We start from the raw sequence: 24,967 nt of genomic DNA, 5'->3' as shown, positions 1-24,967 counted from the left end.
CCGGTTGGTTGGAACTCCGGTTCCCGTGGGATGAGATCCCGGTCCCGGCTTCGATTCGGGCGTTTCGGTGTCGCCGACGAACACGCTTTTGAGACCGGCGATCGAGAGGGGGCGTATGAAGGTACTCCTGGGGATCGGCGGCAGCGAGGACTCCTTTCGGGCTCTCGAGCGCACGATCGACCGCGCGGTGGCCGCGGGCGACGATCTCGTCGTCGCCGTGGTCGAGAATCCCGACTCCGATCGCTCCTACGAGGAGGTGGTCGAACGCGTCCGGTCGGTGCTCGAGGACGCCGAACTCGAGGCGGACGTTCGCCACGTCGAAGGCGATCCCGGAAGCCAGATCGTCGACATCGCCGAGCGCGAGGGGTTCGACCAGATCGTCCTCGGCGGCGGTCACACGAGCCCGATGGGGAAGATCTCCCTCGGGAACATCGCCGAGTTCGTGCTGTTGAACGCCAAGACCACCGTCACGCTGGTCCGATGACGCCCTCGCGTTTCCCCGATGCGGTCGCCGACGAGTTCCCTCGTCCCCCCCTCGAGTTCGAGGATCGCGAGGGACGCCACGTCGAGATCCGCGTCTACGACGGCTCAAAAGCGGAACACGACGCCCTCGCCGAGATGTACGACGACTTCGATTCGGCCGACAGGGCACAGGGGATCCCCCCGAGCCGCTCCGAGGAGATCCGCCGGTGGCTCGATCAGATCCTCGAGGGGGACTGTTACAACGTGATCGCCTGGCACGGCGACGACGTCGCCGGCCACGCCACCCTCGTCCCGGCGGACGGCGGCCACTACGAGTTGGCCATCTTCGTCCACCAGACCTACCAGGAGGCCGGCATCGGAACCCGGCTCATCCGCTGTCTGCTCGGCCACGGCCAGTCGGCGGGCGTCGAGACGGTCTGGTTGACGGTCGAACGCTGGAACCGCGCGGCGGTCGGGCTCTACGAGAAGATCGGATTCGAGACCGCCGACGCCGAGAGCTTCGAGATCGAGATGGTGCTCCGACTGAACGAGCCGCAGGAGACGGACGGATCGTCTCCCGACTCAGACTGACAAAACCGGCTGGCTCGCGTACAACAGGACGTACTCGGCCGCCTTCTCGAGCACCTCCCCCGGATCGCCGGAGACCGGCTCGCGGGGGACCACGAGGAAGTCGGCGTCGACGTCCTCCGCGGTGTCGAGGATCACGCTTCCGGGGTGGGTCGTCTTCACCGTGGTCGAAAATCCATAGGCGATCGACGTCGTGACGTCGACGCTCGCCGCGTCGGCCCGATCGAAGATCGTCTCCGTGAACGCCTCCGTGTCCTCGGCCACCGCCGACTCGTCGACTGCGCCGGTCTCGATCGCACGGGCGACGTCCTCGCCGAGGACGTAGACGGCGTGGACGGTCGCGTCGTACTCGTTCGCCACCGCGATCGCGTACTCGACCGCCTGCTGTGACTCGTCGCTGCCGTCCACGGGGGCCAACACCAGGTCGATGTCGAGGCTCGCCATACTCGGTCGGTCGTCATCCCCCGGTAAAAAGCCCCCTGTCCGACGGAGCGTCCCTTTTAAGCACCGCGCCGGAGAACGGCCGATATGTTCGATACGATCGTCATCGCCACCGACGGCTCAGACAGCGTGCGCCGCGCCGTCGACGTCGCGTTGGACCTCGCGGACCGGTTCGACTCCGCGGTCCACGCGCTGTACGTGATCGACAGCGGCGAGGTGGACTCCTCCCCCGAGGCGGTCCGTGAGGACCTCCGTGACGCCCTCGACGAGCGGGGGCGGTCGGCGCTTTCCGACGTCGCGGATCGCACGGATCTTCGCGTCGAGACTGCCGTCCGCGAGGGACGACCCGCCGCCGAGATCTCCGGATACGCCCGCGAGGTCGACGCCGACGTCGTCGCCACCGGAACGCGGGGCCGCCACGGCGAGAACCGGTTCCTGATCGGCTCGGTCGCAGAGCGCGTCGTTCGGACCTGTCCGGTCCCCGTCCTCACCGTTCGACAGCTCTCCGAGGAGTGACGCGTCGGGACCGGCGACGCCCACGTTCGGCCGGCGTACGTTCCGACCGGCATCCGCGTTCGCCCGGCGTTCAACGCGTCCGTCCGAACAACGGCGGAGTTTTCCACCTCGCGGGCGGAGTGGGGCCATGGACGACGAACTCATCGACGACGGGTCGATCCCGCTTTCGCGCCGCACCCGCCTCCCCGGAAAGGGCTTCTTCTACCCCGACTCGCTCGACGACGAGCGCGCCGAACGACGGGCGCGCGAGGCGGTCGAGGGTGCCGACGTGGTCGTCATCGCCGACGCCGACGCCGACGGGCTCGCGTGCGCCGCGATGATCCGCGAACGCTACGACGCCGCCCTCGACGTGGCGAGCTTCGAGGCCGACATCGAGGACCGGCTCTCGGAGGAGGCCGCTGGTTCGATCGACCCGGACGACGGGGAGACGGAGGACGCGGAGAAGGCGGACGACGCAGCGAACACGAACGAAGTGGCGGAGACGGACGACGCGGACGATCCCCACGAGCGATCCGCGGTCGCGCTCGTCGCGGCCGGCCCCTACTCGCTCGATACCGCCTTCGAGCGCGTCGCCGAGTACGCCGAACCGGGAATCGACCTCTACGTGTGTGACCTGTGTCCCGACGAGTTCGAGTGGATCGCGGAGCCGCTTTCCGATCTCCTCGAGGTCGCGGGGACCGCCCGCTGGTTCGACCACCATCAGTGGGACGAGTCGGCGGCCGAGTCGGTCCGCGAGGCGGGCGTCGATCTCGTCGTCGGTGACTCCGAGGAGGAGTGTACGGCCGACGTCACGCTTCGATCGATCGACGCCGACCTCGGCGACCGATTCGGCGAGCTCGCCGCGGTCACCCGCGATCACGACCTGTGGATCAAAGAGGATCCCCGGTCCGACGACCTCGCGGACTACGCCTACTGGACGTCACCCGAGGAGTACGTCACGATGGTCGGGACCTACGGCGTTGACCTCCCCGACCCGGTTCGGCGATTCCTCGAGTCCCGTCGCGTCGAGAAGCAGGATCGGATCGATGCCGCCGTCGATCGCGCGGCGGTCCACGGGATCGGCGACTGGTCGGTCGCGGTCACCTACGGCCGGTGTTCACAGAACGAGGTCGCGGAGACGCTTCGCGAGCGCGGCGCCGACGCCGCCGTGATCGTCAAGCCCGCCGGTTCGGCCTCGATCCGCGGCTCGGAGGGGTTCGAGCGCGCACACGAGGTGGCCGGCAGAGTGAACGGCGGCGGCCATCCGAAGGCGGCCGGCTGTAAGCCGGACATCTACGAGGACATGCTCGATTACGCACACCACTGGACCACCGAGGGACAGGCCGCGAGAAAGCTGATCCTCGGCGCCTTCGAGGCCGTGGCCGAGGAGGCGGAGTCGGTCGGATCGGACGACGACGCCGAGTGAGGACGTCACCTCGATCGTCCTCCTCACTTTCGCTTCTCGTCGATCCGTTCACGCCCCTCGTCGATCCGTTCTCGGCCCTTCACTCCTCGCGCTCGCCGACGACCCACTTGTGCGAGAAGTTCTCCCCGCACGAGCAGTGTGCGTACGCGTGGATCACGTCGCCCTCGGCGTAGAGGCCGCCGACCTCCTCGTTTTTTCCCTCGGCGAAGGCGAACACGAACTCGAGTTCGTGCGCCTCGTCGGCCTCCCCGTCCGCCGCCGGACAGGTCGCATCGTCGAGGGTCACGGCGATCTCGCCGGTCGTGCCCATCGCCTCCCGGGTGAACCCCATCGCGTCCATTCCGGTCCCCGCCTGGAACGCGGATCGGCCTCGCTCGCCGTCGACGACGATCACGACGCCGTTTTCGCGATCCTCCCCGACGTTTCGAAGCCGCGAGTCGTCGTCCAGTTCCGCGTCGCTGACGAACAACACGACGTCCTCGAGCCGCTCGCCCGCGAGGAACTCCTCAAGGTCGCTCATACCCCACGTCGGCGTTCCCGCCCTAAAAGGGGCGCGTACTCGCGGCGGCCTTCCTCCGGGCTACCCCGCAAAGGCCCTCTTCCGGGCCATTCCGTGAAGGTTCATATACGATCGCGGCCCAGCCGCCACATCGTCTGACCTTCACCGCGGGACGGATCGAGGTAGCGCGGCGCGACGTCCCGCGGCAGCGAGCGCCGCCTGTTCGCCACCTTCCACCGGACGTCTCACAGTTGATCGCGGATCGTCTCGGCGGTCGCTGCTCCGATCCCCTCGACGTCGGTGAGATCCTCCGTCGACGCCGATCGAACTCCCTCGACCGAGCCGAATCGCCGGAGCAGCCGTGTCCGCGTCTCGGGACCGATCCCGGGGACCGAATCGAGCACCGTCGAGACGTCGTCGCGAAGCGACTGGTGGTATCGGACCGCGAACCGATGGGCCTCGTCTCGAACCCGTCGCAACAGCCGTAGCTCCGGCGCGTCGTTCGGCCAATCACGCGCCCCCTCGGACGTGATCACGATTTCGTCGGCCTTCGCCAGTCCGACCGCCGGGATCTCCCACCCCGCCTCCTCGAGGGCCTCTCGGGCCGCCTCGAGTTGTCCCTCGCCGCCGTCGACGAGCAACAGGTCCGGGTCGGACCGGTCGTCGCGCCCCTCGACGGCCCGTTCGGCCCGCCAGCGGATCAGCTCCCGCATGTTGGCGTAGTCGTCGTTGCGCTCGGTTAGCTTCTTGCGACGGTACGCGCTCGTCTCTGCCGATCCGTCCACGAAACGGACGTTCGAACCGACCACCGCCCGCCCGCCGGCGTGGCTCACGTCGAACCCCTCGATCCGTTCGGGCCGATCGATCCCGAGCCGGTCGGCCAACGCGGCGATCTCGTCGGTCCGCCCGACGCGACGTCTCGCGTTCTTCAACGCGAGATCGACGAGCTTGGCCTCGCGTCCGGCACCCGGAACCCGAACGGAGACGCCCTCCGCTTCGAGCCAGCTCACCACGTCGTCGTCGGTTGGTCGCTCGGGCAACAGGATCGCGTCCGGTAGCTCCCGCTCCGCGTAGTACTGGGTGAGGAACGCCGACAGCACCGCGGCCGGCGTGGTCGCGGTCTCCTCACTCGTACTCGTGGTCTCGCCGCCCTCGGTCGGAACCGTGCCGTCGTCGAGACCACTCCCGCCAGCCCCATCGCCGGCGTCAGCATCGGCGTCGGTTCCCTCCACGTCCGTTCCGATCCTCGGCGAGTCGAGCCGGTGGCGGCTCCGATCGACGAGCTGTCCGCGAGAACTGTGGAGTCGAGCGACGCGTGCGGTCTGGCCCTCGACCGTCGCCGCGAGCACGTCCACCGTTCGGTCGTCGGACCGATCGGAGACGGCCTCCCCGCCCTCGCCGTGGAACGCCTCGATCGCCTCGAGTTCGTCCCTGAGCCGTGCGGCCCGTTCGAACTCCTCGCGCTCCGAGGCGGCTTCCATCTCCCGGCGGATCGGGTCGGCGAGGACGCCCGTTTCGCCCTCGAAGAACCGTCGAACGAGTTCGACGTCCTCGCGGTACGTCTCGGCTCCGATCTCGTCCGTACACGGCGCCGAACACAGCCCCATCTCGTAGTCCAGACACGGCCGGTCGCGGTTTCGGTATTTGTGATCCGAACAGCCTCGGAGCCCGTAGATCTCCCGGATCGCCTTGGTGACGGTCTCGACCCGTCCCTTGTCCGTGTAGGGTCCGTAGGCCACGGAGCCCTCCTCTGGATCCCTGGTTATCTCGATCCGCGGCACCTCGTGGTCGGTCAACTCGACGAGCGGATAGGACTTGTCGTCGGTCAACCGGACGTTGTAGCGCGGCTGCTGTCGCTTGATCAGGTTCGCCTCGAGAAGCAGCGCCTGCGTCTCGGTGTCGGTGACCGCGAAGTCGATCGCGTCGGCCCGCTCGACCATCCCCCGAATGCGGGCCGACCGTGGGTCCGCATACGATCGGACCCGACTCCGGAGGTCGACCGCCTTGCCGACGTACAGCGTCACGTCTCCGGAGACGAACTGGTAGACGCCCGGCTCCCTCGGGAGATCGGCCGCGTGATCGCGAACGTCCCCGGTGTCCATCACGTTCGAGTTGGTCGCTCACGGGCTTGAACCGCACGGTGAACGACCGCTCCGTCCCGCTCCCACCTCGCCCCGCATCGGTTCCACGTGGTGGTTTCGTCCGATACAGACAGACACAGTTATGCGGGTCCCTCCGCTACGGCCGGACATGACTGACCGTCACACGACGTACAACGGGGGCGCAGTATGCGAGTAGTGGCGAAGTTCGGCGGTACGAGCCTCGGCAGCGGCGACCGGATCGACCGGGCCGCCGACTCGATCACGAAGGCCGTCGAGGACGGCCACGAGATCGCCGTCGTCGCGAGCGCGATGGGATCGACGACCGACGAACTCCTCGACGAGATCACCTTCGAGGCCGACGAGGCCGACCGTGCCGAGATCGTCTCGATGGGCGAGCGCACGAGCGTCCGCATGCTGAAGGCCGCCCTCGCCGCTCGCGGCGTCGAGGCCGTTTTCCTCGAGCCGGGCCACGAGGACTGGCCGGTCATCACGAACGAGGTCGGCGAGCTGGACGTGGAGGCGACCCGACAGCGTGCCGAAAAGCTCGCGGCCGAACTGGACGACGTCGTCCCGGTCATCACCGGTTTCCTGGCCCAGGACCACCTCGGGAACGTCACTACCCTCGGCCGTGGCGGCTCGGATACGACCGCGGTGATGCTCGGCAACTACATGGACGCCGACGAGGTCGTCATCGTCACCGACGTCGAGGGCGTCATGACCGGCGACCCGCGCGTCGTCGAGGGGGCAAGGAACGTCGGTCGGATCACGGTCGACGAGCTTCGGAACCTCTCGTTCCGCGGCGCGGAGGTCGTCGCACCGAGCGCGCTGTCCTACAAGAGCGAGGAGATGAACGTGCGGGTCGTCCACTACCAACACGGCGATCTCCTCGAGGGGGGTACGCGGATCGAAGGACAGTTCGAGAACCTGATCGACATGCAGGACCAGCCGCTCGCGTGTCTCACCGTCGCGGGACGGGCGATCCGAAACCGGCCGGGGATCCTGGCGGAACTCTCCGACGCCCTTCGGACCGAGGACATCAACATCGACGCCGTCGCCTCGGGAATGGACTCCGTCACCTTCTACGTCAACCGCGATCTGGCGGAGACCGCGGAGACCCTGTTGCACGACCGCGTCGTCGACGACGACACCCTCTCGTCGGTGACGGTTCACGACCCGATCGCCGTCATCCGGCTCACCGGCGGCGAGCTACCGAACCGACCGGGAATCATCAAGGAGATCGTCTCGCCGCTCGCCGCGGCCGGGATCAACATCGTCGATCTGATCACGAGTGCGACTTCGGTCGCCCTCTTCGTCGCCTGGGACGACCGCGAGGAGGCGCTCAACATCGTCCAAGAGGAGTTCGACCAGTAGGCTTCGATCGCAGCCCAGCCTCGATCCCCCGACCGACCTACCTTACCGTCCCTCGCGCAACCGCGTTCCGATCCGCTCGGGCAGATCCGTCTCTCGAACGGCGTCCACGACCGTCTCGACGTCGTAGTCGACGCGTCGCTGTTCGACCGTCATCGCGTCGAGGTCGACGATCGCATAGGCCGCCCGCGGGTCGCCGTCCCGGGGTTGCCCGACGCTGCCGGGATTGAGGACGATCCCCTCCTCGTAGACCTCGTGGGACTGCACGTGCGTGTGGCCGAGGACCAACACGTCGGGGGCGCCGTCGCTTTCGTCTCCCTCGCCTTCGACCTGGTCGAGCAACCGGGGTGAGAACTCACCAGGGCGCGTGTAGCGGTCGGGATCCCGCGGGTGTCCGTGCACGAGGTGGACCCGTCCGTTCGCGGTCCGTCGCTTCGTCGGGAGGTCGCGAAGCCACTCGATCTGTGCGTCCGAGAGGTGTCGTTTCGCGTAGCGCACCCCCGCACCGGCGAGGCTGTTGAACCCGAACGTCGTGTCCCCGGCGACCGCACGGTCGTGGTTGCCCGCGATCGTTTCCGCGTGGAGTTCTCGGACCCGATCCACGCACTCGCTCGGCCAGGGGTTGTAGCCGACCACGTCGCCGGCACAGACCGTCCGGTCGACCGGCGGCATGTCCTCGAGGACGGCGTCGAGCGCGATCCGGTTGGCGTGTACGTCCGAGATCACTGCGAGACGCATGAACGGGACGTAGTCCGTCCGGTCGGGTTAGCCCTTCGGTGACGTAGCTCTTCGGCGGGAATCCTCGATTTCGTCTTCCCCAGTCCCCGTGCCCGGGAGACCGCCTCACTCCCCGTTTTCGAACGCGACCGCGACCGCGTCCTCGCTCACCGTCGCCGCCGCCGCACAGACCGGGTGTTCGAACTCCGCTTCGAGGACCTCCCGTGCGGCGTCGGGCGCGTTCGTTGCCTCGAGATCTCGCGGCTCCGGCGAGTCGATCTCGTAGGTCGCGACCATCGTCGGCTCCGAGACCGCCTCGACGCACAGCGCGTCGCGTCGGACCGTCCCGATCACGGCGCTTTCGGGGGCCACCACGCCCGCGATCCGGGGGGTGTCGTAGTCGTCCTTCTCGTAATCGAGTGCGAGAAGCGGCGTCGCAAGCGCGTCGCGTTCGGGATAGCCGGCCTCCAGCTTCTCGGCTATCGGATCGACGTGCGATCCGTTTCCGACCACCGCGCGGCGATGGCCGGTCGGCGTCTCGACCGCGCGTACGCAGTTGTAGGAGACGTACGGGTTGTCCGTTGGCTCGGCGTCCTCCGTTGGAGCCACCGTGAGCATGCCGTCTCGGTCGACGACCTCTCGGTTCGGGAACGATCGCGATGAGACGCGGTAGGCGCCGATGCCCGGCGCGACGACGACGAAGCGTCCGACGTACATACCTCCCGTTTTTGCGCTCTCGGGTATGGGTATGTCGGTTCGGCGAGGACGCTTCGGTCCGCTTCGGAACACTCATAACGCTCGACGGGGTACGAACGGGTGCCGATCGAGTCCATTGGGGTAGTGGCCAATCCTGTTGCCTTCTGGGGGCAACGACCCTGGTTCGAATCCAGGATGGACTACTTCTCTCGTCACTCTCTCCGCCCACTTCTTTCGCTCACTTCTCGACGTCCAGTAGCGCCACGCGCTCCTCGATCACGTCGGCGAGCGTGCCGTCGGTGGCTGCCAGTTCACGGTCGCTTACGTCGTAGAACGCCCGGACCCGATCCTCGTCCGTCCGTTCGGCGACTCGCTCCCTCGACCCGGTCGGAGCGGCCGAATCGTCCGGATCGAGGGCGGCGCCGTCCGCGAACAGATCCGCGAGGCGATCGAGGGCCACCTCGACGTCGACGCCATCTGCGGCGCTCGAACCTTCGTTTCGTTCCTCGGACGACGCGTAGGCGATCCCGATCGCGGGCGTCTCCCCCTCGTCCACGCCCATCTCGAGCGCGTCGTCGATCTGGCGTCTTCCGGCGGCGTACAACAGCGTCTCGACCGCGTGATCCCTGGCCACCTCCTCGCCGCGTTCGAAGGCCCGCTCGGCGCGCGCGACCGCGCGTTCGAGCTGGGTCGTAGAGACCACATAGCGCGCGTCGACCACCTGGACGACCGCGCCGGTCTCCCGGCGGATCGACCGAACTCGTCCCAAGAAGGCGTCGAGATCGTCGATCGACGTCGTCCCGACGAGAAACCGGGGGTTAGGGCAGGCGTCGCACGCTTCTCCCTCGGTCGATCCCTCTTCGGTCGATCCCTTCTCGTTCGAACCGGTCACCGGAAATCACCCAGGTTCGACTGCCCCTCGCCCTCGTCGCCGGCGGACCCGGCCGTCGCCGCCGCCGAGGCGGACGCGTCGGCCCGAACGTCCTCCATCGACGGGTCCTCGCGACCGGCGTTCTCCAGGATCGTCTCGGCCGTCCGCTCGCGCCCGCGAAGGGCCCCGAGAACGACCGACTTGTCGACCTCGCGGAGGTCCGAACGCGACTCGATTCCGGCCTCGTAGAGTCGTCTGGCGCGTTTGCGGCCGACCTCCCGGATCCCGGCCAACTCGAGCAGCTCCTCGCGGACGCCGTACTCGATGCGCTTTCTCGCCTCCCGGATCTCGCTCGCGCCGTCGATCTCGATCTCGTTGGCCAGCGTCTCCGCGGCCCGCAACAGCCACTCGGCGGTGTCGACCTTGCCGCGGATGTCGCCGGGACCGACCCCGTAGCGCTCCGCGATCCGGTCCTCGTCCACCTCGTTCGCCCAGTCCTCGAGGAGCCGTGCGGTCTTCAACGAGGCGAGCCAGTCCTCGAAGCGGACGTCCTCGTGTTCGGACGGCGTGGCTCCGAGCAGCTCGTCCTCGCGTTCGTAACACGTCTGCGTGTACCGCTTTTTGTCCCCGGACTTGAGGTAGAGCTCGTACATGTCCGGCGTACGGCTCACGAGGTGATACAGCCCGAGCGGCGAGAGATCGACGGGCTCCGGTTCGCTCGTTCCCTCCGGCTCCGACGTCTCGTCCGGCTCCGCCCCGTTTTGTGGCTCGTCCTCGACGCGATCGTAGGTCACGAACTCGACCGACTCCCCGTCGTCCCCGTTCCCGGTCGTCGCGCCGTCGCCCTCCTCCGCGGCCGATCTCCTCCTCGGCGCGTATCGTTCGTCGCTCCGGCTTCCGGTCCCGTCCCGTCCGCCGGCCGCGCGAAGCCCGTCGATCATCTCGGCGGCGCTCATCGGATCGAGGTACTGTCGGGAGACCGCGTGGCCGATGGACGTCGCCGCCAGCCGCTCGCCGTCGTGTCCCCGCTCGCGTTCGAGGAAGTCGTTAACGCTCAGGTACTCGATGACGGAGTCGGCGACGCGCTCGAGGTGTCGGTCGTCGTCGGCCTGGGCGGCGTACAGCGTGTTCCGGAGGAACTCGAAGAGCCCGTCGCGCGTCGATGCGAACCCCGTCGCGACGGTCGCGAGCACGTGCGTCCGCAACGCCGGCTCGGCCGCGAGCTTCGAGCGGACCGGCTCGGGATCGGCCCAGAGATACCGATCGAACAGCTCCTCGGATTCCTCGCGTCCGTCGGCCAGCAACACGGCCTCGCCGTAGGGATCCAGACCGGGACGACCCGCCCGCCCACACATCTGGTGGATCTCGAGGACGTCGAGCGGCTTCATCCCGCCAACCTCGCCGTCGTAGCGTCGCCAGTCGCGGACGATCACCCGTCTCGCCGGGGTGTTCACTCCGGCGGCGAGTGTCGGCGTCGCACAGACGCACTTGACGAGCCGATCGCGAAACGCCGCCTCGACGGCCGAGCGGTTCTCGCTCGCGAGCCCCGCGTGGTGAAACGCCGCACCCCGTTCGACGGCGTCGGCGAGGTCGGAGGCGGTCTCGGTCTCTGAGGCGTCGCGGATCTCCGCGGCGAGCGACTCGAGTTCCTCGCGTTCCTCCTCGGTGAGGCGATCCCCGGTGACCCGAGCCAGGTCCCGTGCCGCCGACTCGGCGTTGCGCCGGGAGTTGACGAAGACGAGCGAGGATCCCCCTCGGCCGTCCTCGACGGTGTCGAGCGCGTCGGCGACGAGCGCCGCGGTCTGGTCCGCGCCGGGGTCGTCGCCGACGGGCACCTCGCGTCTGTCTCCGTCGACGAAGTCGATCGCGCCGTCGCAGTGAACGCCCATCCGGAGGTCGATCGGCCTCCAGTCGGACTCGACGAGCGTCGCGTCGAGCCAGCCCGCGATCTCCGCGGCGTTGCCGACCGTCGCCGAGAGCGCGACCGTCTGGAGCCCCTCGTTCATCCGCCGGAGCTTCGCGAGCGTCACCTCGAGGGTCGGCCCCCGCGAGCGGTCGTCGACCAGGTGGACCTCGTCGCTCACCACACACGAGAGCTCGTCGATCCACGGGGCTCCGTTACGGATCAGCGAGTCGACCTTCTCGCTCGTCGCCACGATCACGTCGCGGGTGGCGAGCCACTCGCCGTCCGACTCGTAGTTGCCCGTCGAGACGCCGACGGTCACGCCGAACTCCGAAAAGCGCTCGAACGCCTCGCGCTTTTCTGACGCCAGCGCCCGAAGCGGGACGATGTACAGCGCCTTGCCGCCGCGTTCGACCGCCGAGAGCATCGCCAGCTCCGCGATGAGCGTCTTGCCGGAGGCGGTCGGAACCGCCGCGAGGAGGTTTTCACCCTCCAGCAGCCCGGCCTCGACCGCTTCGGCCTGCGGCGGATAGAGCTGTGAGACCCCCTCGGCCTCCAGGGCCTCCGCGACTCCATCGGGGAGCCCGGAGAGCGAACTCGGTTCCATCACGCCCCCCTTGGCGCCCGTTCCGGTTTAAACGATCGGAGTGGGGGTCGGACTACTTCCCCACCCTTTCCCTCCCTCTCCTCCGCTCGCCGACCCCTCGCCTGACCGTCCGCCCCGAACCCTCGCCTGACCGTCCGGAACGTGACCCGTCGGCATTCACACCCGATCGTCCGGATCGTGGTCCGCCGCCATCCGCCGGGCCTCCGTGCGGAACCGATCGCGATCCGCCTCGGCGTCCACCGTCGAGAGGTCCTCGTTTGCACCGTCCTCGCCGGTCTCGATCGCGGCGGTCACCCCGTCGCCCATGTAGAGCCGCTGTTCGGCGATCTCCTTCGTGTGAACGCGCTCGCCGTCTGTCGTCGCGTAGGTGAGCCGGACGAGCCCCTTCGAGTCGAACTCCCGGTCGACGAGCCACAGCGTCGTCATGTTCGGGGATCGGGAGAGCGCGCGGTTAAACGCCTCGTTGCCGTTCGATCCTCGCCGGTGGCAACGCATCGCGGGTGTCACTCGTCGCTGGCGCCACTCCTCACTCGTCGACGACGCTCGTCACTCGGTGTCCACACCGGTCGATCCCTCGATCAGCCGCTCCTTTTCGTCCCTCGATAGCTGCTTGATCGCGTGCTCGCGCGACATCGCCGCCGAGCGCGTCTCGAACTGCTCGACGTGGCGCAACTCGACGGGCGTCCGACCGCGCGTGTACCGCGCCCCGTCGCCGGCGTCGTGTTCCGCGACGCGGCGCTCGACGTCGGTCGTATAGCCCGTGTAGTAGGTGCCGTCCGCACACTCGATGACGTACACGTGGTGCACGCCTCGGTCCTCACTCCGCTCTGGCGGCCGCGATCCGTCTGGCGATCAGCCCCGCCTGCGCGCCGGCGACGAACCCGGCGTCGACGTTCACCGTCGTCACCACGGTACACGACTGGAGCCCGCCGTAGAGCGCCGCCTCCCCGTCGCCGGCGACGCCGTATCCCGACGCGACCGGGAGGGCGATCACCGGGACGTCGACGAGCCCCGCGACCACCGTCGGAAGCGCTCCCTCGCGGCCGGCCGCGACGATCGCCACGTCGGCCTCGCGGACGCGGTCGATCTGATCGAGGATCCGGACGAGGCTCGCGACTCCGACGTCCTCGATCAGATCGACGTCGGCGCCGACCTCGCGGGCGATCACGGCGGCCTCGCCCGCGATCGGCGCGTCGCTCGTCCCGCCGGTGACGATCGCGACCCGCGCGTCCAGATCCGGCGGTTCGAACTCCGGCGTGTGGACGACGACGGTTCGCGTCCGTTCGTCGTGATCCACCTCGGCGTCGGGAAACTCCGCGTACACCGCCTCGATCGCGGCCTCGGCGACCGCTGAATCCGCCCTGGTCACGAGCGCCCGTCCCGTCGTCTCGACCGCGGTCCGCGCCAGCCGTGCCGTCTCCTCGGGCGTCTTTCCGTCCGCGAGGATCGCCTCGGGGATGCCCCGTCTGGTCTCGCGGGCGGCGTCGAACCGTCCGGCGTCGGTCGTCGCGTACCCCGACAGCCGTGATTCGGCCTCCGAGATGCCGATCTCGCCGTCCGCGAGGGCTTCGAGTACGTCGCGCATACCCGGTCCTGTGAGCCCGATCGGTTCGTAGCTGTCGGTCCGTAGCGGCCTTCGACACCGTGACACTCGATACCGTTTAACGTGTGAACGTATCGGGTGATTTTGCCGTTAACCCCACTTACGGGCCCCGTATCGGGCGAATTCAGGAACTCTTATTAAGTATCGAGGGATAGTCCCGTCTGCATGGCAGACCTCATTGTCAAGGCAGCGGTCAAGGAAGCGCTGGAGGACAAGAACGTCGCCTCGGACTTCTACGAGGCGCTCGACGAGGAAGTCGCGGAGCTGCTCGAGGACGCCGCCGCCCGCGCGGAAGCGAACGACCGGAAGACGGTCCAGCCGCGCGACCTGTAGATCGGTCCCGCTTTCCTCCCGTTTTTTCACCCCTCGCCAGCCCCGGTGTCCGCGATCCGGCGCCGGCGAGGCTCCCGTGTGAGGTCGCTCGGCTTCTCGCGTGAGGGCTCCCGGATTTTCCGCGTGAGGTGGTCCTCAGGACTCGATCACGCGAACGCCGTCGTCGGTTCCGACGTGGACCTCGTCGGCGAGTCCGACGAACAGCCCGTGTTCGAGCACGCCCGGAACGGTCGCGATCGTTCGCGCGAGCGAGGCGGGGTCGTCGATCGCTCCGAACGAACAGTCCAACACGAGGTTCCCGTTGTCGGTGACGACCGGGCCGTCCTTTCGCTGGGCCCGCCGCAGCGTCGGTTCCCCGCCCGCGGCCCGGATCTCCCGTGCGACCGTCGCGCGAGCGTCGGGAAGCACCTCCACGGGGACCGCGCTGTCGAGCGTCGTCGCCTCCTTCGAGGGATCGGCCACGACGAGCAGCCGATCCGCGGCCGCGTCGACGACCTTCTCTCGCGCGTGGGCCGCGCCGCCGCCCTTGATCATGGCTCCGACGTCCTCCTCCGCTCCCCCCTCGTCGATCACGACCTGATCGGCGCCGTCTATCGCCAGGTCGATTCCGGGCTCGTCTCCTCCGACGACCTCCTCGAGGTCGACGAGCGGGATCGACTGCTCTCGCGCGAGTTCGCGGGACGCGAAGGACGTGGGGACGCCCCGGACGTCGAGGCCGGAATCGACCATGCGGCCGATCGCGCGGATCGCGAACGCCGCCGTCGATCCCGTTCCGAGGCCGACCACCGCGCCGTCGGTCACCGCCTCGGCGGCCGATTCGCCGGCCCGTCGCTTCTGGTCGTCCGTGCCGCCGGTCGTCTTCATACCCTCCCGTGCGGCGGCGTCGACAAAAAGCGTCGCCGTTCGGTCCCGTGCGGGGACGTCGGCTCGTCGGTCTCGAACCCGGGCGTCTCACTCCAGCCGATCGACCACGGCCTCGGCGTCGTACGCGAGCGTGAGCGTGCGCGACCGGCCGCGCCCTTCGACGTCGGCGTACTCGGCCTCGATGAGACCGAGCTGGTCGAGCTTGTTGATGATCTCCGAATAGCGGGTGTACCCCAGGTCGGTCTCCTCGTGGAACGCCTCGTAGACGTCGCCGGCGCGCTCTCCGTCGTGTTCGACGAGCACCTCGACGAGCGCCCGCTCGGAGGTGGAAAGGCCTCGAAGCGACCGCGAGAGGTGGACGAACTTCGACTTCTCGTAGGCCGCCTCGACGTCCTCCGTGGCGATCGTCTTCGATCCCCGCATCTCGGCGTTGAGCCCGGCCCGCCGGAGCAGGTCGATCCCGACCCGCAGGTCGCCGCTTTCGGCGGTCAGCTCGGAGACGCGTTCGAGCTCGGGGCGGTCGATGACCCCGTCTTGAAACCCGCGTTCGACCCGCTCCCCGAGGATGTCGACGATCTCGGGGACGTCGTAGACCGGAAAGTAGACCTCCTCGGGACGAAACACCGACTGCACGCGCGAGTCCAGCTCGTCGATCACCTCGAGCGAGAGGTCCGAGGAGACGACGATCACGCCGATGCGCGCCCCCGAGTGGGTCTCGTGGGCCCGCAGCATCGAATAGAGGGTGTCGGAGGCCTCGTTCTCGTAGAACAGGTAGTTCACGTCGTCGAGGGCGACCACGAGGACCTCGTCCTCCTCGATCAGCCGGTCCGTGATCTGTCCGAACAGCTTCTTGAAGGAGATCCCCGAGGAGGGCGGCTCGTACTCGAAGATGCGCTCGAAGAGCCTCGAGAAGACGGCGTACCGCGTCGAGTCGACCTGACAGTTGACCCGGACGGTCCGGACGTCGCTCCCGCCGGCGAGCTCGCCGAAGAGCTTCTGGATCGCGGTCGTCTTTCCGGTCCCCGGCGGCCCGCGGACCATCGTGTTCAGCGGCCGGGATCCACGAACCGCGGGGCGAAGCGCGTACTTGAGCCCCTCGATCTGGCTCTCGCGGTGTTTGAACGTCTCGGGAACGTAGTCGATCTCGAAGACGTGCTCGTCACGAAAGACCGACTCGTCCCACGAGAGCATCCCGTCGGGATCCCCGCTCATCGTGTACACCACGTCCCCCCGGTCACTTAACCGTTCCCCGGAACCTCGGCGAAAGTGTAACGATCCGTGATATCGTCCGAGGCCTTCGAAACGCGTGCTTTCGGTTTCACTATCGGCTCGCTCGAAACGACGTTTCCGTTCACGGTTCCCGTTCCGGTTCCGTTCCCGGTTCCCGTTCCGGTATCGGTTCCGGTTCCTCGAGGGACAGGACGTGCACGTACCGAGTCAGCGATCGGTGGACTCGCCGCTCGAACAGCGCGTCTATCGCCCAGCCCGCCTCCACCGCGGCCGACCGCCAGTCGCGGTCGGCGACCATCACCGCTCGGTCGCTCGCCCGCGCCGCCTCGGAGAGCGCGCCCGCGACCAGATCCGCGAGTTCGTGGCGCTCGATCTTCGACTGGCGGCCGTATGGTGCATCGAAGACGACGCAGTCGATTCCGTCGTCGACGACCGGCAGTACCGTCGCGTCCCCCCGGAGCACGTCCCAGCTCCCCGAGAGGTACGTCCGCAGGTTTCGCCGGGTGCCCCGGACCATCTTCGGCTGGGCGTCCGCGGCGAGCACGCGAGCCCCGACGAGTCCCGCCTCGATCGGCAGCCCGCCGGTTCCACACATCGGGTCGAGGACCGTCGCACCCGGCCGTGCGCCGGCCACGTTCACGTACGCACGGGCGTCGATCGGATCCATGCTTCCCGGCTGGAAGAACGGGCGGTCGGTCGGCTCCGGCGCGAACTCGCGGTCGGCCTCGGCGTGGACCCACCCGAGCACGCACGCCTCGACGCGCTCCCCATCGGCACCCGCCACGGCCTCGTGGTCCGGCCGCTTGCCGGCTGCAAAGAGCGCCCGCAGGACGTGGTCGGGGTCCTCGAGGTCGACCCGGAAGCCGCGGTCGACGAGCACCTGCCCGAGCTCGCGTTCGGCGCGGCCGGTCGAGACGCCAGTCGTGGCGCGCACGTCGCGCGCCCGGACCGCCACCGATCCGGTTCGGAGCGGCTCTTCGTCACCCGCTTTGGAGCGTTCCTCGACGTCCTGCTCGATCGGCCGATCGGCACACGCGACCCGGAGGAGCCGGACCGCGTCGTCGACGGTCGGATCGCACCGACCGATCGACTCGAGGGCGGCGTGGGTGTACGCGAGCCTCGGGATGCCGGTTCCGACCGCCTCCGCGCGGGCGATCCCGGGGGCCATCACCTCGACGCCGGCGGCGACGCTCGCGGCCTCGTAGGTCGCGAAGGCGTCCGTCTCCCCGGCCAGTTCGAGCCAGTACACGCCCGAGTTCCGCCCGCGGCCCAAATGAGCCTAACGGACGGCTCTCGCGGCGATCGATCGCCGAAAAAGCGGATCGTGGATGGATAGCCGACGGAACGATCGTCGAAGAAGCGCCGGGAGAGGGATTTGAACCCTCGATCCCGTGAGGGAACACGCTTTCCAGGCGTGCGCCTTGCCACTCGGCCATCCCGGCTTAGCCGATCCTACTTCGGTGCGACTGTTAAACCCTTCTCTTCGCCCGCAGGCGATGTTCACTCAGGTAGGCGATCGCGACGACGATCACGCCGACGCCGACGCCGATCGCGACCGCGATCGGGTACCCCACCGGAAGCTCACCCGCCCCGACGAGCAGGTATCCCTGCAGCCCCACGAGGAACGCGAGCGTTCCGACCGCGCCCCAGAGCAGCGCCGATCTGGCACGGGTTCGCGGCGTCGCCGGGACGCCGGGGCGATCGTTCGGGGAGTCCGGCCGTTCCGTCGTCGACTCCTCGGACGTCTCCTCGTCCGCCGACATCTACTCGCGGACCGCGATCGCCTCGATCTCCACGCCGACGCCCTTCGGCAGCGCGCCCGCCTGGACGGCCGACCGCGCCGGCGGATCCTCCTCGAAGTAGTCCGCGTACGTCCGGTTCATCGCCTCGAAGTCGTCGATGTCGGCGAGGAAAACGGTCACCTTACAGACGTCGCTCGGCTCCGCGCCGGCCTCGGCGAGCACCGCGACGAGGTTGTCCAGCGCCTGCTGCGTCTGGACGTCGATGTCCGCACCCGACAGCAGATCCCCCTCGGGCGTCAAGGGGATCTGACCGGCGGTGAACACGAGGTCCCCGGTCGCCGTCGCCTGGCTGTAGGCGCCGACCGCCGCCGGCGCCGCGTCCGTCTCGATGATCTCCTTCATGTGGACGCCTGCGCCGCGCGATCACTTAAAGACTCGATCGCCGGTTCCGACCCGTCCCGCTCTGTCCCCGCTCACGCGAGGATCTCGACCTCGTAGCCGTGGTCCTCGAGGCTCGCAACGATCTCCGCCGCGTGTGCGTCGTCGTGCGTTTCCATCTCGACTTCCAGCTCCGCGGCGTTGACGGCGACGTCCCGCGAGGTCCGGTCGTGGTGAACCGCGTAGACGTTCGCGCCGTGGTCGGCCACGATGTGTGCGATGGACTCGAGCTCGCCCGGGCGGTCCTTGAGCGCCATCTTCACCTTCAGGTACCGGCCCATCTCGATGAGCCCGCGCATGATCACGGTCGTCAGCCGGTTCATGTCGATGTTGCCGCCACAAAGCGCCGCCACGATCGTCTCGTCGTCCCCGTACTCGAAGGCCTCCGAGAGCACCGCCGCGAGCGGCACCGCGCCCGCCCCCTCGACGAGCGTCTTCGACCGTTCGAGGAGCAGCGTGAGCGCGTGGGCGATCTCCCGATCGGAGACCGTCACGACCTCGTCGACGCGCTCTTCGATCACCTCGAAGGTCCGCTCGCCGATCGATCGGGTCGCGATCCCGTCCGCGATCGTGTCGACGCTGTCTATCGTCTCGACGCGACCGAGCTCCAGCGATCGGGCCGCCGAGTCCGCTCCCTCCGCCTGCACGCCGACGACGCGGACGTCCTCCAACTGCGTTTTGATCGCCGTGGCGATCCCCGCGATGAGTCCGCCGCCGCCGATCGGAACCACGACCGTCTCCACGTCCGGGCGGTCCTCGACGATCTCCAAGCCGATCGTCCCCTGCCCGGCCATCACCGCCTCGTCGTCGAACGCGTGGACGTAGGTCCGCCCCTCGTTCCGTTCGATCTCGTGGGCGTGCGCCTGCGCCTCCTCGTAGTCGATCCCCTCCAGGACGACTCGACCGCCGTACCCGCGGGTGGCCTTCACCTTCGAGACCGGCGCGTGCTTCGGCATCACGATGGTCGAGTCGACGCCCGCGCGGGTCGCCGCCAGCGCCACGCCCTGCGCGTGGTTGCCGGCGCTCGCTGTCACCACGCCTGCCTCCCGCTCCTCGGGGGTGAGCGTCGCGATCCGGTTCATCGCGCCGCGGATCTTGAACGCGCCCGTGCGCTGGAAGTTCTCCAGTTTGAGGTGGACGTCGGCGCCCGTCATCTCCGAGAACGTCCGGGACCGCTCGAGCGGCGTCCGCCGGACGACCGACTCGATCCGTCCCCGGGCGGCCTCGACGTCCGAAAGCGACACCATACGCGTTCCTCGCCGCTCCGGCGGCTAATCGTTTCGGTTCCGCTCGCGTCGCTCCGTCTCCAGGGCGTTCGTCGGGTTCTCCTTCGCGGTCGCCGCGTCTCGGGGACGACGCGACCCGGTACGCGCGGCGGGCAGCGCGGCTCGACGTCTCGAGGAAATGGGGAAAGGGGGAATGCACGCGTGTGACGTGCACCTGAATCCAGCACGTCCGGTCATAAAAAGCTGCGGCTGGCGGAGTGAAAGTGTAACCGCATGACTGCGTCGACCGATCCGTCGCCGTCTGACGGATGTCCGATCGATCTCCCGGCCGGATCCCGTCGTCTTCCTCCGTCGGATGGCCCGCCGCCGTGCTTTATGTGATCATCGCTCGATCAATCGGCATGGACCTGTCAGCCGCCCTCCGGGACGCGGTCCTCGCCGCCCGACGCCGACCCGCCGACCTCCTCCCGTTCTACGTCCTCGCGGCCGCGATCCCCGTCATCGCGAGGACCGTCTCGTTCGTCGGATTCGCCGCGATCTACGCGTACCTCTCCTTCACCGGCCGGACCGAGCGGGTTCGATCCGCGCTCGCCGATCGCGATCTCCCCGCGATGCCCGACCCGGAGACGGAGCCCGAAGCCTTCGGACGGTGGGCGAGCGAGGTCGGTGCCGTTCTCGAGCCGCTCTTCGATCCCGTCGTGGCCGTGCTCCTCGCCGTCACGATCGTCCTCGCGCTTGCCGTAACCGTCCTCCTACACGCCGGCGTCGCCGCGGGGCAGTACGCGGTCTGTCTCGCCCGATTACGTGACGAACGCGCGACCCTCGCGGGGATCGGTGGCGTCCGATCCCACTGGCTCTCGATCCTCGTTCTCTCCCTTCTGGAGTTCGCCGTCTGGATCGCGGTGACGCTCGTTGCCGGGGTCGCGATCGCCGTCGCGGCCGTCGTCCACCCGATCCTCGCCGTGCTCGTCGGTCTGGTCGCGTTTCTCGTCTGGACCGTCCTCCTGCTCGCGACCCGGGCGGTTCTCGCGTTCGCGCCCGTCTCCGTCGTCGTCGACGACGTCGGTCCACTGGACGGCGTGGCCGGCGCAATGGCGTTCATTGGGGCGAACCCCGCGGAGGCGCTCGGCTACTACGCCCTCGCCGTCGCGTCTCTGTTCCTCCTGGCGTCGGCCGCCGGGGTCGCCTCGTTCGTCGGCGCCCCGAGCGTCGTCGGGCTCGCCAGCCTGCTCGTGCTCGCGCCCGGACTCGACCTGATCAAGACCGGTCTCCTCGGCCGGTGGCGTGGCGTCGTCGGCTTCCCCGATCCGAACTCACCCGTCGATAGCTCGACCCGGTCCGATCCGCCCCTCGTCGCGGTCCGCGGGGGAGTTCGAAACGGACTCTCGGAGGTGCTCGGATTCGTCCGGGCGGCTCCCGGACTCCACGCCCTCGTGCTCCTCGTCGGCGTCGCGGGGTTCGCGACCGGCTGGAACGCCGCCGAACCGCTCGCGGGCGTCGTGACCGCATCCATTCTCGATCGGCTCTCGGGCCACGTGCCGCCGGTCGCGGCCCTCGAGTTCTTCGCGAACAACCTGACGGTCGCGCTCGGGACGGCTCTGGCCGGCGTCGCCCTCGGAGTCCCCTCGATCGTCGCGATCTGGTTCAACGGGTTCGCCTTCGGCATCATCTTCCGGCTGGAGGTGGAGCTCCCGGCGCTCCTCGCGTTCGTCCTCCCGCACGGCGTCCTCGAGATCCCTGCCCTGATCGTCTCCGGCGCGCTCGGGCTCCACCTCGCCCGCTCGGGCTGGCGCACCTGGCGCGGGCGCGCATCACGGGAGTCGCTCGCGGAGGATCTCGTCTACGCGATCCGAGTTCTCGTCGGCGTCGGGATCCTCCTGTTCCTCGCGGGGCTGATCGAGGGGTTCTTGAGCCCGTACTACTTCCGGCCGTTCCTTTAACGTTCGATCGGCGGTCGTCTAACGTCCGATCGGCGGTCGTCTAACGTCCGATAGATGATCCCCTCGACGGTACGCGATCGGCACCCCTCGAGGGATGCCCCTCCCCGCGCGTCTCGGAGGGGCGTTCTCACCGCTCGTCGATCGGGACGAACTCCGCGTCCTGGGGGCCCGTGTAGCGCGCTCGGGGCCGGATCAGGCGGTTGTCCTCCTGATACTCGAGCACGTGGGCGATCCAGCCGCCGGCGCGCGCCATCGCGAAGATGGGCGTGAACATGTCCATCGGGATCCCGAGGTGGTCGTAGACGGACCCCGAGTAGAAGTCGACGTTCGGCGCGATCCCCTTCTCCGTGAGCCCCTCGTCCTCGAGGTACGACTCGATCGTGGTCGTGTACTCGAGCCACGTGTCGTCGCCGTTCGAGGCCGAGAGGTCGCGCAGCTTCTCCTCGAGGATGACGGCGCGCGGATCCTTCACCTCGTAGACCCGGTGGCCGAATCCCGGGATGCGCCGCCCCTCCTCGCGGGCGTCCTTGGCCCACTGCAGCGGGTCCTTGCTCGAGGCGTCGACCTCGCGAAGCGTCCGCATGACGTCCTCGTTGGCGCCGCCGTGAAGCGATCCCGACAGCGCGCCGATCCCGCCGGTCACCGCGGAGTAGATGTCGGCCATCGTCGAACCGATCACCATCGCCGTGAACGTCGAGGCGTTGAGCCCGTGGTCGGCGTGCAGCGTCAACGCCATGTCGAAGGTCTCCTCCGCGACCGCGTCCGGCTCGACGCCGGTCAGCATGTACAGGAAGTTCCCCGCGTAACTCAGCGACTCGTCGGGTTCGATCGGCTCTTCGCCCTGACGGACCCGATCGAAGGCGGCGAGGATCGTCGGGATCTTCGCCGTGATCCGACGACCCTGTCGAAGGGTCGCGTCGAGGTCCTCGGGGTCGGCGTCGGGCTCCGGTTCATAGGCCGAAAGCATCGACACCGCGGTTCGGAGCGCGGCCATCGGCTCCTCGTCGGCCTCGGCGAGGACCGCTATGGTCTCGAGTACGTCGTCGTCGACGTGACGCTCCTCCGCCAGCCGCGCCTCGAACTCCGTGAGCTCCTCGCGGGTCGGCAACTCGCCGTGCCACAGCAGGTACAGCACCTCCTCGTAGCTCGCCTCCCGTGCCAGGTCCTCGATCGCGTATCCGCGGTAGACGAGCTTTCCGACGCTCCCGTCGATGTAGCTCAGATCGGATTCGGCGACGAGAACGCCCTCCAAACCCCGCTTCAGCTCGTTTGACATATGGGAAGCCTTCCATCCACCCGAAAAAAAGCGTTGTCGTTTGGGAGGGTTTCGTAACGACGATCGTCGAACTCATCTACGACGTCATTCGGATTCGTTCCGACCGCTCATCCCCTGGCCGGAACCACCGAGATCGGTCGCTTGCGGTCGATCGCGTCCTCGAGCTCCTCGGCGATCGCCGACCCGCGGGACACCTGCACCTCGCCGCCCCGTCCGACGGTCGCGGTGAAGAGGTAGTCGTCGCCCGCCCGCACCTCGACGGTCTCGCCGACCTGTTCTTCGACCGGGATGACGACGTGTCTGGAGGTGATCTCGGGCTCGACGACCGTCCCGCGATCGCCGCCGTTCGTGGGGACGGACCCCGCCGTGCTCGTGGTTCCGCTCCCGTTGGCGCCACCGTCCGATCCGCCCGAGCGGTCGGGCCGCTCGGAGTGGGTCCGGACGTCGATGTCGATCCCGAGGCGGTCCTCGATGTCCGAGATCCGTCCGCCGCCCTTGCCGATGACGTAGGAGATGTCGTCCTCCTCGACGTAGACGATCGCCGTCTCGCGTCCCTGCAGCTCCACGTCGACGTGTCCGCGCGCGACGGAGCGGATCTCGCGTTCGATCTCCTTTTTCGCGATCCGCGAGACGCCGCTTTCGCGCTCGCCGTCGTCGTCGCCGATCGGGACCGTCACGACCTGGCGGTTGAACGTGTAGATCTCGTAGTCGGCACGGCCCGTCTCGAAGTCGCGGACCCGGATGACCGGTCGCGCGAGGTCCTCGGCGGTGAGTCCCTCGGGGACCTTCACCTCCGTGTCGACGTCGTAGACCGTGTGGACCTCGCCGGCCTCGATGTAGACCACGGTGTCGACGATCTGTGGGATCATCCCGAGCTCGACGCGGCCGACGAGCCGCTGGAGCGCATCGATCGCCCGCGAGGCGTGGACCACGCCGACCATGCCGACGCCGGCCATCCGCATGTCCGAGAACACCTCGAAGTCCGCGGTCTTTCTGACCTCGTCGTAGATCGTGTAGTCCGGCCGGACGAGAAGCAGCGAGTCGGCGGTGTTCGCCATGTCCCCGCCGAGAGCGCCGTACTGGGTGATCTCCGGGCCGACCTGCAGGTCCCGCGGCTTCTCCATCGTCTTGACCGCGTAGTCGTTGTCGTTGAGGAACTCCGCGACCGCCTGCGCGAACGTCGACTTGCCGGCCCCGGGTGACCCCGAGATCAGGACGCCGCGCTTCGACTCCAGGAAGCGCTCGCGGAGTTCGTCCGCCGACTCGTAGTCGTCGAGGGTCGTCTTCGCGATGGGCCGGACCGCCGTGATCTCGATCCCGTCCGCGAACGGCGGCCGCGCGACGGCGATCCGGTAGTTGCGGTACTGGACGATGTCCATCCCCTCGTCGGAGAGTTCGACGAAGCCCTCGTTCGATCCCCGCGCGAGGTTGACGATGGCGGTCGCCCACTCGTTCATCCGCTCGTCGCTCGTTACCTCCTCTTCGATCACCTCATAGCGCATCTCGCCGAGGGTGCCGCGTTTGGCCTTCGGCTTCGTCCCCGCCTTCAGGTGGACCGACATCGTCTCCTCCGTGAAGTAGTCGGCTATCGGCAGCTCCTCGACCACGCCGCGGGTCACCGGCTCGACGTACTCGACGGCGATCCCCTTCGCGCGGGCCACCTCCGACTGCACGACGTCGCTCGTCAGGAGGGTGGCGTCGTGATCCTCGGCGACGTCGCGGATGATCGCGTCGATGTCGCCCTCGCTCGCGGCCCCCTTCTCGGCCGGCTCCGGCCGCCGGCCGACGTAGGTCAACTCGATCGTCCCCGCGTCGGCGAACTCGGCGAGCCGCTGGAGCTCGGAGAGGCCGTCCCAGCCGGCGTCGTGGCCGTCGTTGGCCTGCGCCTCCAGCTCGCCGACGACCGCCTCCGGCACGAGGACCGTCGCCCCCTCGTAGGACCCGTCCTCGACGCGCTCGGACACGCGGCCGTCGATGACCGAACTGGTGTCCGGTACAACGTTCATACGCGACCTGGGGTCGGGACGCGTATAAGCGTGTTCGACCGCGGATCGTCCCCGATCGACCGACATGCTCGGGGACGGGCGCCCGCTTCCACCCTCCCGGCGACGCCCGCTCGATCCCTCGCGCCCAACGCCCA

General features: G+C 68.6%; 25 protein-coding genes and 2 tRNA genes. 8 read left to right on the top strand and 19 right to left on the bottom strand.

The window, feature by feature from the left end:
- Positions 1–115: 115 nt before the first annotated feature.
- Together ACZ5YD_RS09000 and ACZ5YD_RS08995 are read left to right on the top strand one after the other, a co-directional pair.
- A complete protein-coding gene (locus ACZ5YD_RS09000; RefSeq protein ID WP_379742617.1) occupies positions 116–484 on the top strand; it encodes a universal stress protein in 369 nt (122 codons plus the stop codon).
- Positions 481–1,053, top strand: a complete 573-nt coding sequence (locus ACZ5YD_RS08995) for a GNAT family N-acetyltransferase (RefSeq protein WP_379742614.1) — start codon at positions 481–483, stop codon at positions 1,051–1,053. Before ACZ5YD_RS09000 ends, ACZ5YD_RS08995 begins: the two co-directional genes overlap by 4 nt.
- On the opposite strand, the gene ACZ5YD_RS08990 is transcribed toward ACZ5YD_RS08995, so the two are convergent.
- Entirely contained in the window at positions 1,045–1,494 is a 450-nt protein-coding gene (locus ACZ5YD_RS08990; protein WP_379742611.1) for a universal stress protein, read from the bottom strand. The genes ACZ5YD_RS08995 and ACZ5YD_RS08990 overlap by 9 nt on opposite strands.
- Positions 1,495–1,578: 84 nt before the next feature.
- On the opposite strand from ACZ5YD_RS08990, the gene ACZ5YD_RS08985 reads away from it, so the two are divergent.
- A complete protein-coding gene (locus ACZ5YD_RS08985; RefSeq protein ID WP_379742608.1) occupies positions 1,579–2,007 on the top strand; it encodes a universal stress protein in 429 nt (142 codons plus the stop codon).
- 127 nt (positions 2,008–2,134) lie between these two features.
- A complete protein-coding gene (locus tag ACZ5YD_RS08980; RefSeq protein WP_379742605.1) occupies positions 2,135–3,412 on the top strand; it encodes a DHH family phosphoesterase in 1,278 nt (425 codons plus the stop codon).
- 79 nt (positions 3,413–3,491) lie between these two features.
- Here the strand turns inward: ACZ5YD_RS08980 and ACZ5YD_RS08975 are convergent, their stop codons facing one another.
- Both ACZ5YD_RS08975 and ACZ5YD_RS08970 read right to left on the bottom strand, forming a co-directional pair.
- Positions 3,492–3,932 carry a DUF5807 family protein gene (locus tag ACZ5YD_RS08975; RefSeq protein WP_379742603.1) on the bottom strand — a complete coding sequence of 147 codons (441 nt, stop codon included), beginning with the start codon at positions 3,930–3,932 and terminating at the stop codon, positions 3,492–3,494.
- Positions 3,933–4,156: 224 nt separating this feature from the next.
- Positions 4,157–6,013 (bottom strand): excinuclease ABC subunit C, encoded by a 1,857-nt coding sequence (locus ACZ5YD_RS08970; RefSeq protein ID WP_379742600.1) that lies wholly within the window; start codon positions 6,011–6,013, stop codon positions 4,157–4,159.
- A 186-nt stretch (positions 6,014–6,199) separates the two neighbouring features.
- On the opposite strand from ACZ5YD_RS08970, the gene ACZ5YD_RS08965 reads away from it, so the two are divergent.
- Positions 6,200–7,384, top strand: coding sequence for an aspartate kinase (locus ACZ5YD_RS08965; protein WP_379742597.1), 1,185 nt, complete (start codon positions 6,200–6,202; stop codon positions 7,382–7,384).
- A 42-nt stretch (positions 7,385–7,426) separates the two neighbouring features.
- Here ACZ5YD_RS08965 and ACZ5YD_RS08960 read toward each other — a convergent pair whose 3' ends face one another.
- Complete coding sequence (locus tag ACZ5YD_RS08960; RefSeq protein ID WP_379742594.1) at positions 7,427–8,119, bottom strand: metallophosphoesterase family protein; 693 nt, start codon at positions 8,117–8,119, stop codon at positions 7,427–7,429.
- 105 nt (positions 8,120–8,224) lie between these two features.
- A complete protein-coding gene (locus tag ACZ5YD_RS08955; protein ID WP_379742591.1) occupies positions 8,225–8,815 on the bottom strand; it encodes an IMP cyclohydrolase in 591 nt (196 codons plus the stop codon).
- Between the two features lie 109 nt (positions 8,816–8,924).
- Here ACZ5YD_RS08955 and ACZ5YD_RS08950 point away from each other — a divergent pair.
- A tRNA-Gln gene (locus ACZ5YD_RS08950) sits at positions 8,925–8,997 on the top strand.
- A 35-nt stretch (positions 8,998–9,032) separates the two neighbouring features.
- Here ACZ5YD_RS08950 and cgi121 read toward each other — a convergent pair.
- From cgi121 to larB, 5 genes are all read right to left on the bottom strand, one after another.
- Complete coding sequence (gene cgi121, locus ACZ5YD_RS08945; RefSeq protein WP_379742588.1) at positions 9,033–9,686, bottom strand: KEOPS complex subunit Cgi121; 654 nt, start codon at positions 9,684–9,686, stop codon at positions 9,033–9,035.
- Positions 9,683–12,175 carry an ATP-dependent DNA helicase gene (locus ACZ5YD_RS08940; protein ID WP_379742585.1) on the bottom strand — a complete coding sequence of 831 codons (2,493 nt, stop codon included), beginning with the start codon at positions 12,173–12,175 and terminating at the stop codon, positions 9,683–9,685. Before ACZ5YD_RS08940 ends, cgi121 begins: the two co-directional genes overlap by 4 nt.
- A gap of 156 nt (positions 12,176–12,331) precedes the next feature.
- Complete coding sequence (locus tag ACZ5YD_RS08935; protein WP_379742582.1) at positions 12,332–12,601, bottom strand: DUF7967 family protein; 270 nt, start codon at positions 12,599–12,601, stop codon at positions 12,332–12,334.
- Between the two features lie 120 nt (positions 12,602–12,721).
- Entirely contained in the window at positions 12,722–12,982 is a 261-nt protein-coding gene (locus ACZ5YD_RS08930; protein ID WP_379742579.1) for a GIY-YIG nuclease family protein, read from the bottom strand.
- Between the two features lie 10 nt (positions 12,983–12,992).
- Complete coding sequence (gene larB, locus ACZ5YD_RS08925; RefSeq protein ID WP_379742576.1) at positions 12,993–13,760, bottom strand: nickel pincer cofactor biosynthesis protein LarB; 768 nt, start codon at positions 13,758–13,760, stop codon at positions 12,993–12,995.
- Between the two features lie 183 nt (positions 13,761–13,943).
- On the opposite strand from larB, the gene ACZ5YD_RS08920 reads away from it, so the two are divergent.
- Positions 13,944–14,111: a DUF1931 family protein gene (locus tag ACZ5YD_RS08920; protein ID WP_379742568.1), complete on the top strand. Its 168-nt coding sequence runs from the start codon at positions 13,944–13,946 to the stop codon at positions 14,109–14,111.
- A 135-nt stretch (positions 14,112–14,246) separates the two neighbouring features.
- Here the strand turns inward: ACZ5YD_RS08920 and rpiA are convergent, their stop codons facing one another.
- From rpiA to ilvA, 7 genes are all read right to left on the bottom strand, one after another.
- Positions 14,247–14,975: a ribose-5-phosphate isomerase RpiA gene (gene rpiA, locus ACZ5YD_RS08915; RefSeq protein ID WP_379742565.1), complete on the bottom strand. Its 729-nt coding sequence runs from the start codon at positions 14,973–14,975 to the stop codon at positions 14,247–14,249.
- Between the two features lie 87 nt (positions 14,976–15,062).
- Positions 15,063–16,187, bottom strand: coding sequence for an ORC1-type DNA replication protein (locus tag ACZ5YD_RS08910; RefSeq protein ID WP_379742562.1), 1,125 nt, complete (start codon positions 16,185–16,187; stop codon positions 15,063–15,065).
- Positions 16,188–16,326: 139 nt separating this feature from the next.
- On the bottom strand, positions 16,327–17,454 hold the full coding sequence (locus tag ACZ5YD_RS08905; protein ID WP_379742559.1) for a methyltransferase domain-containing protein: 1,128 nt from the start codon (positions 17,452–17,454) through the stop codon (positions 16,327–16,329).
- Between the two features lie 111 nt (positions 17,455–17,565).
- Positions 17,566–17,647: transfer RNA gene (locus ACZ5YD_RS08900), tRNA-Ser, on the bottom strand.
- A 27-nt stretch (positions 17,648–17,674) separates the two neighbouring features.
- The gene (locus ACZ5YD_RS08895) at positions 17,675–17,968 is read right to left on the bottom strand and encodes a hypothetical protein (RefSeq protein WP_379742556.1); all 294 of its coding nucleotides are present in this window, start codon (positions 17,966–17,968) and stop codon (positions 17,675–17,677) included.
- Positions 17,969–18,349, bottom strand: a complete 381-nt coding sequence (locus ACZ5YD_RS08890) for a Rid family detoxifying hydrolase (RefSeq protein ID WP_379742553.1) — start codon at positions 18,347–18,349, stop codon at positions 17,969–17,971.
- Between the two features lie 71 nt (positions 18,350–18,420).
- On the bottom strand, positions 18,421–19,632 hold the full coding sequence (gene ilvA / locus ACZ5YD_RS08885; protein WP_379742550.1) for a threonine ammonia-lyase: 1,212 nt from the start codon (positions 19,630–19,632) through the stop codon (positions 18,421–18,423).
- A gap of 380 nt (positions 19,633–20,012) precedes the next feature.
- Between ilvA and ACZ5YD_RS08880 the strand changes: the two genes are divergently transcribed.
- Complete coding sequence (locus ACZ5YD_RS08880; protein WP_379742547.1) at positions 20,013–21,551, top strand: stage II sporulation protein M; 1,539 nt, start codon at positions 20,013–20,015, stop codon at positions 21,549–21,551.
- A gap of 127 nt (positions 21,552–21,678) precedes the next feature.
- Here the strand turns inward: ACZ5YD_RS08880 and citZ are convergent, their stop codons facing one another.
- On the bottom strand, positions 21,679–22,827 hold the full coding sequence (gene citZ / locus ACZ5YD_RS08875) for a citrate synthase (protein WP_379742544.1): 1,149 nt from the start codon (positions 22,825–22,827) through the stop codon (positions 21,679–21,681).
- A 107-nt stretch (positions 22,828–22,934) separates the two neighbouring features.
- Complete coding sequence (locus tag ACZ5YD_RS08870) at positions 22,935–24,833, bottom strand: PINc/VapC family ATPase (RefSeq protein ID WP_379742541.1); 1,899 nt, start codon at positions 24,831–24,833, stop codon at positions 22,935–22,937.
- Between the last annotated feature and the right edge of the window lie 134 nt (positions 24,834–24,967).

It is taken from the genome of Halopenitus salinus (assembly GCF_055397165.1).
Note: the sequence above shows the minus strand (reverse complement) of the source record. Positions and strands in the feature narration are given on the sequence as shown.

Excerpts from the sequence above, each read along its gene's own strand:
- ACZ5YD_RS09000 (WP_379742617.1), top strand. The coding sequence starts at position 116 with ATGAAGGTACTCCTGGGGATCGGCGGCAGCGAGGACTCCTTTCGGGCT.
- ACZ5YD_RS08995 (WP_379742614.1), top strand. The coding sequence starts at position 481 with ATGACGCCCTCGCGTTTCCCCGATGCGGTCGCCGACGAGTTCCCTCGT.
- ACZ5YD_RS08990 (WP_379742611.1), bottom strand. The coding sequence starts at position 1,494 with ATGGCGAGCCTCGACATCGACCTGGTGTTGGCCCCCGTGGACGGCAGC.
- ACZ5YD_RS08985 (WP_379742608.1), top strand. The coding sequence starts at position 1,579 with ATGTTCGATACGATCGTCATCGCCACCGACGGCTCAGACAGCGTGCGC.
- ACZ5YD_RS08980 (WP_379742605.1), top strand. The coding sequence starts at position 2,135 with ATGGACGACGAACTCATCGACGACGGGTCGATCCCGCTTTCGCGCCGC.
- ACZ5YD_RS08975 (WP_379742603.1), bottom strand. The coding sequence starts at position 3,932 with ATGAGCGACCTTGAGGAGTTCCTCGCGGGCGAGCGGCTCGAGGACGTC.
- ACZ5YD_RS08970 (WP_379742600.1), bottom strand. The coding sequence starts at position 6,013 with ATGGACACCGGGGACGTTCGCGATCACGCGGCCGATCTCCCGAGGGAG.
- ACZ5YD_RS08965 (WP_379742597.1), top strand. The coding sequence starts at position 6,200 with ATGCGAGTAGTGGCGAAGTTCGGCGGTACGAGCCTCGGCAGCGGCGAC.
- ACZ5YD_RS08960 (WP_379742594.1), bottom strand. The coding sequence starts at position 8,119 with ATGCGTCTCGCAGTGATCTCGGACGTACACGCCAACCGGATCGCGCTC.
- ACZ5YD_RS08955 (WP_379742591.1), bottom strand. The coding sequence starts at position 8,815 with ATGTACGTCGGACGCTTCGTCGTCGTCGCGCCGGGCATCGGCGCCTAC.
- ACZ5YD_RS08940 (WP_379742585.1), bottom strand. The coding sequence starts at position 12,175 with ATGGAACCGAGTTCGCTCTCCGGGCTCCCCGATGGAGTCGCGGAGGCC.
- ACZ5YD_RS08935 (WP_379742582.1), bottom strand. The coding sequence starts at position 12,601 with ATGACGACGCTGTGGCTCGTCGACCGGGAGTTCGACTCGAAGGGGCTC.
- larB (WP_379742576.1), bottom strand. The coding sequence starts at position 13,760 with ATGCGCGACGTACTCGAAGCCCTCGCGGACGGCGAGATCGGCATCTCG.
- ACZ5YD_RS08920 (WP_379742568.1), top strand. The coding sequence starts at position 13,944 with ATGGCAGACCTCATTGTCAAGGCAGCGGTCAAGGAAGCGCTGGAGGAC.
- rpiA (WP_379742565.1), bottom strand. The coding sequence starts at position 14,975 with ATGAAGACGACCGGCGGCACGGACGACCAGAAGCGACGGGCCGGCGAA.
- ACZ5YD_RS08910 (WP_379742562.1), bottom strand. The coding sequence starts at position 16,187 with ATGAGCGGGGATCCCGACGGGATGCTCTCGTGGGACGAGTCGGTCTTT.
- ACZ5YD_RS08895 (WP_379742556.1), bottom strand. The coding sequence starts at position 17,968 with ATGTCGGCGGACGAGGAGACGTCCGAGGAGTCGACGACGGAACGGCCG.
- ACZ5YD_RS08890 (WP_379742553.1), bottom strand. The coding sequence starts at position 18,349 with ATGAAGGAGATCATCGAGACGGACGCGGCGCCGGCGGCGGTCGGCGCC.
- ilvA (WP_379742550.1), bottom strand. The coding sequence starts at position 19,632 with ATGGTGTCGCTTTCGGACGTCGAGGCCGCCCGGGGACGGATCGAGTCG.
- ACZ5YD_RS08880 (WP_379742547.1), top strand. The coding sequence starts at position 20,013 with ATGGACCTGTCAGCCGCCCTCCGGGACGCGGTCCTCGCCGCCCGACGC.
- citZ (WP_379742544.1), bottom strand. The coding sequence starts at position 22,827 with ATGTCAAACGAGCTGAAGCGGGGTTTGGAGGGCGTTCTCGTCGCCGAA.
- ACZ5YD_RS08870 (WP_379742541.1), bottom strand. The coding sequence starts at position 24,833 with ATGAACGTTGTACCGGACACCAGTTCGGTCATCGACGGCCGCGTGTCC.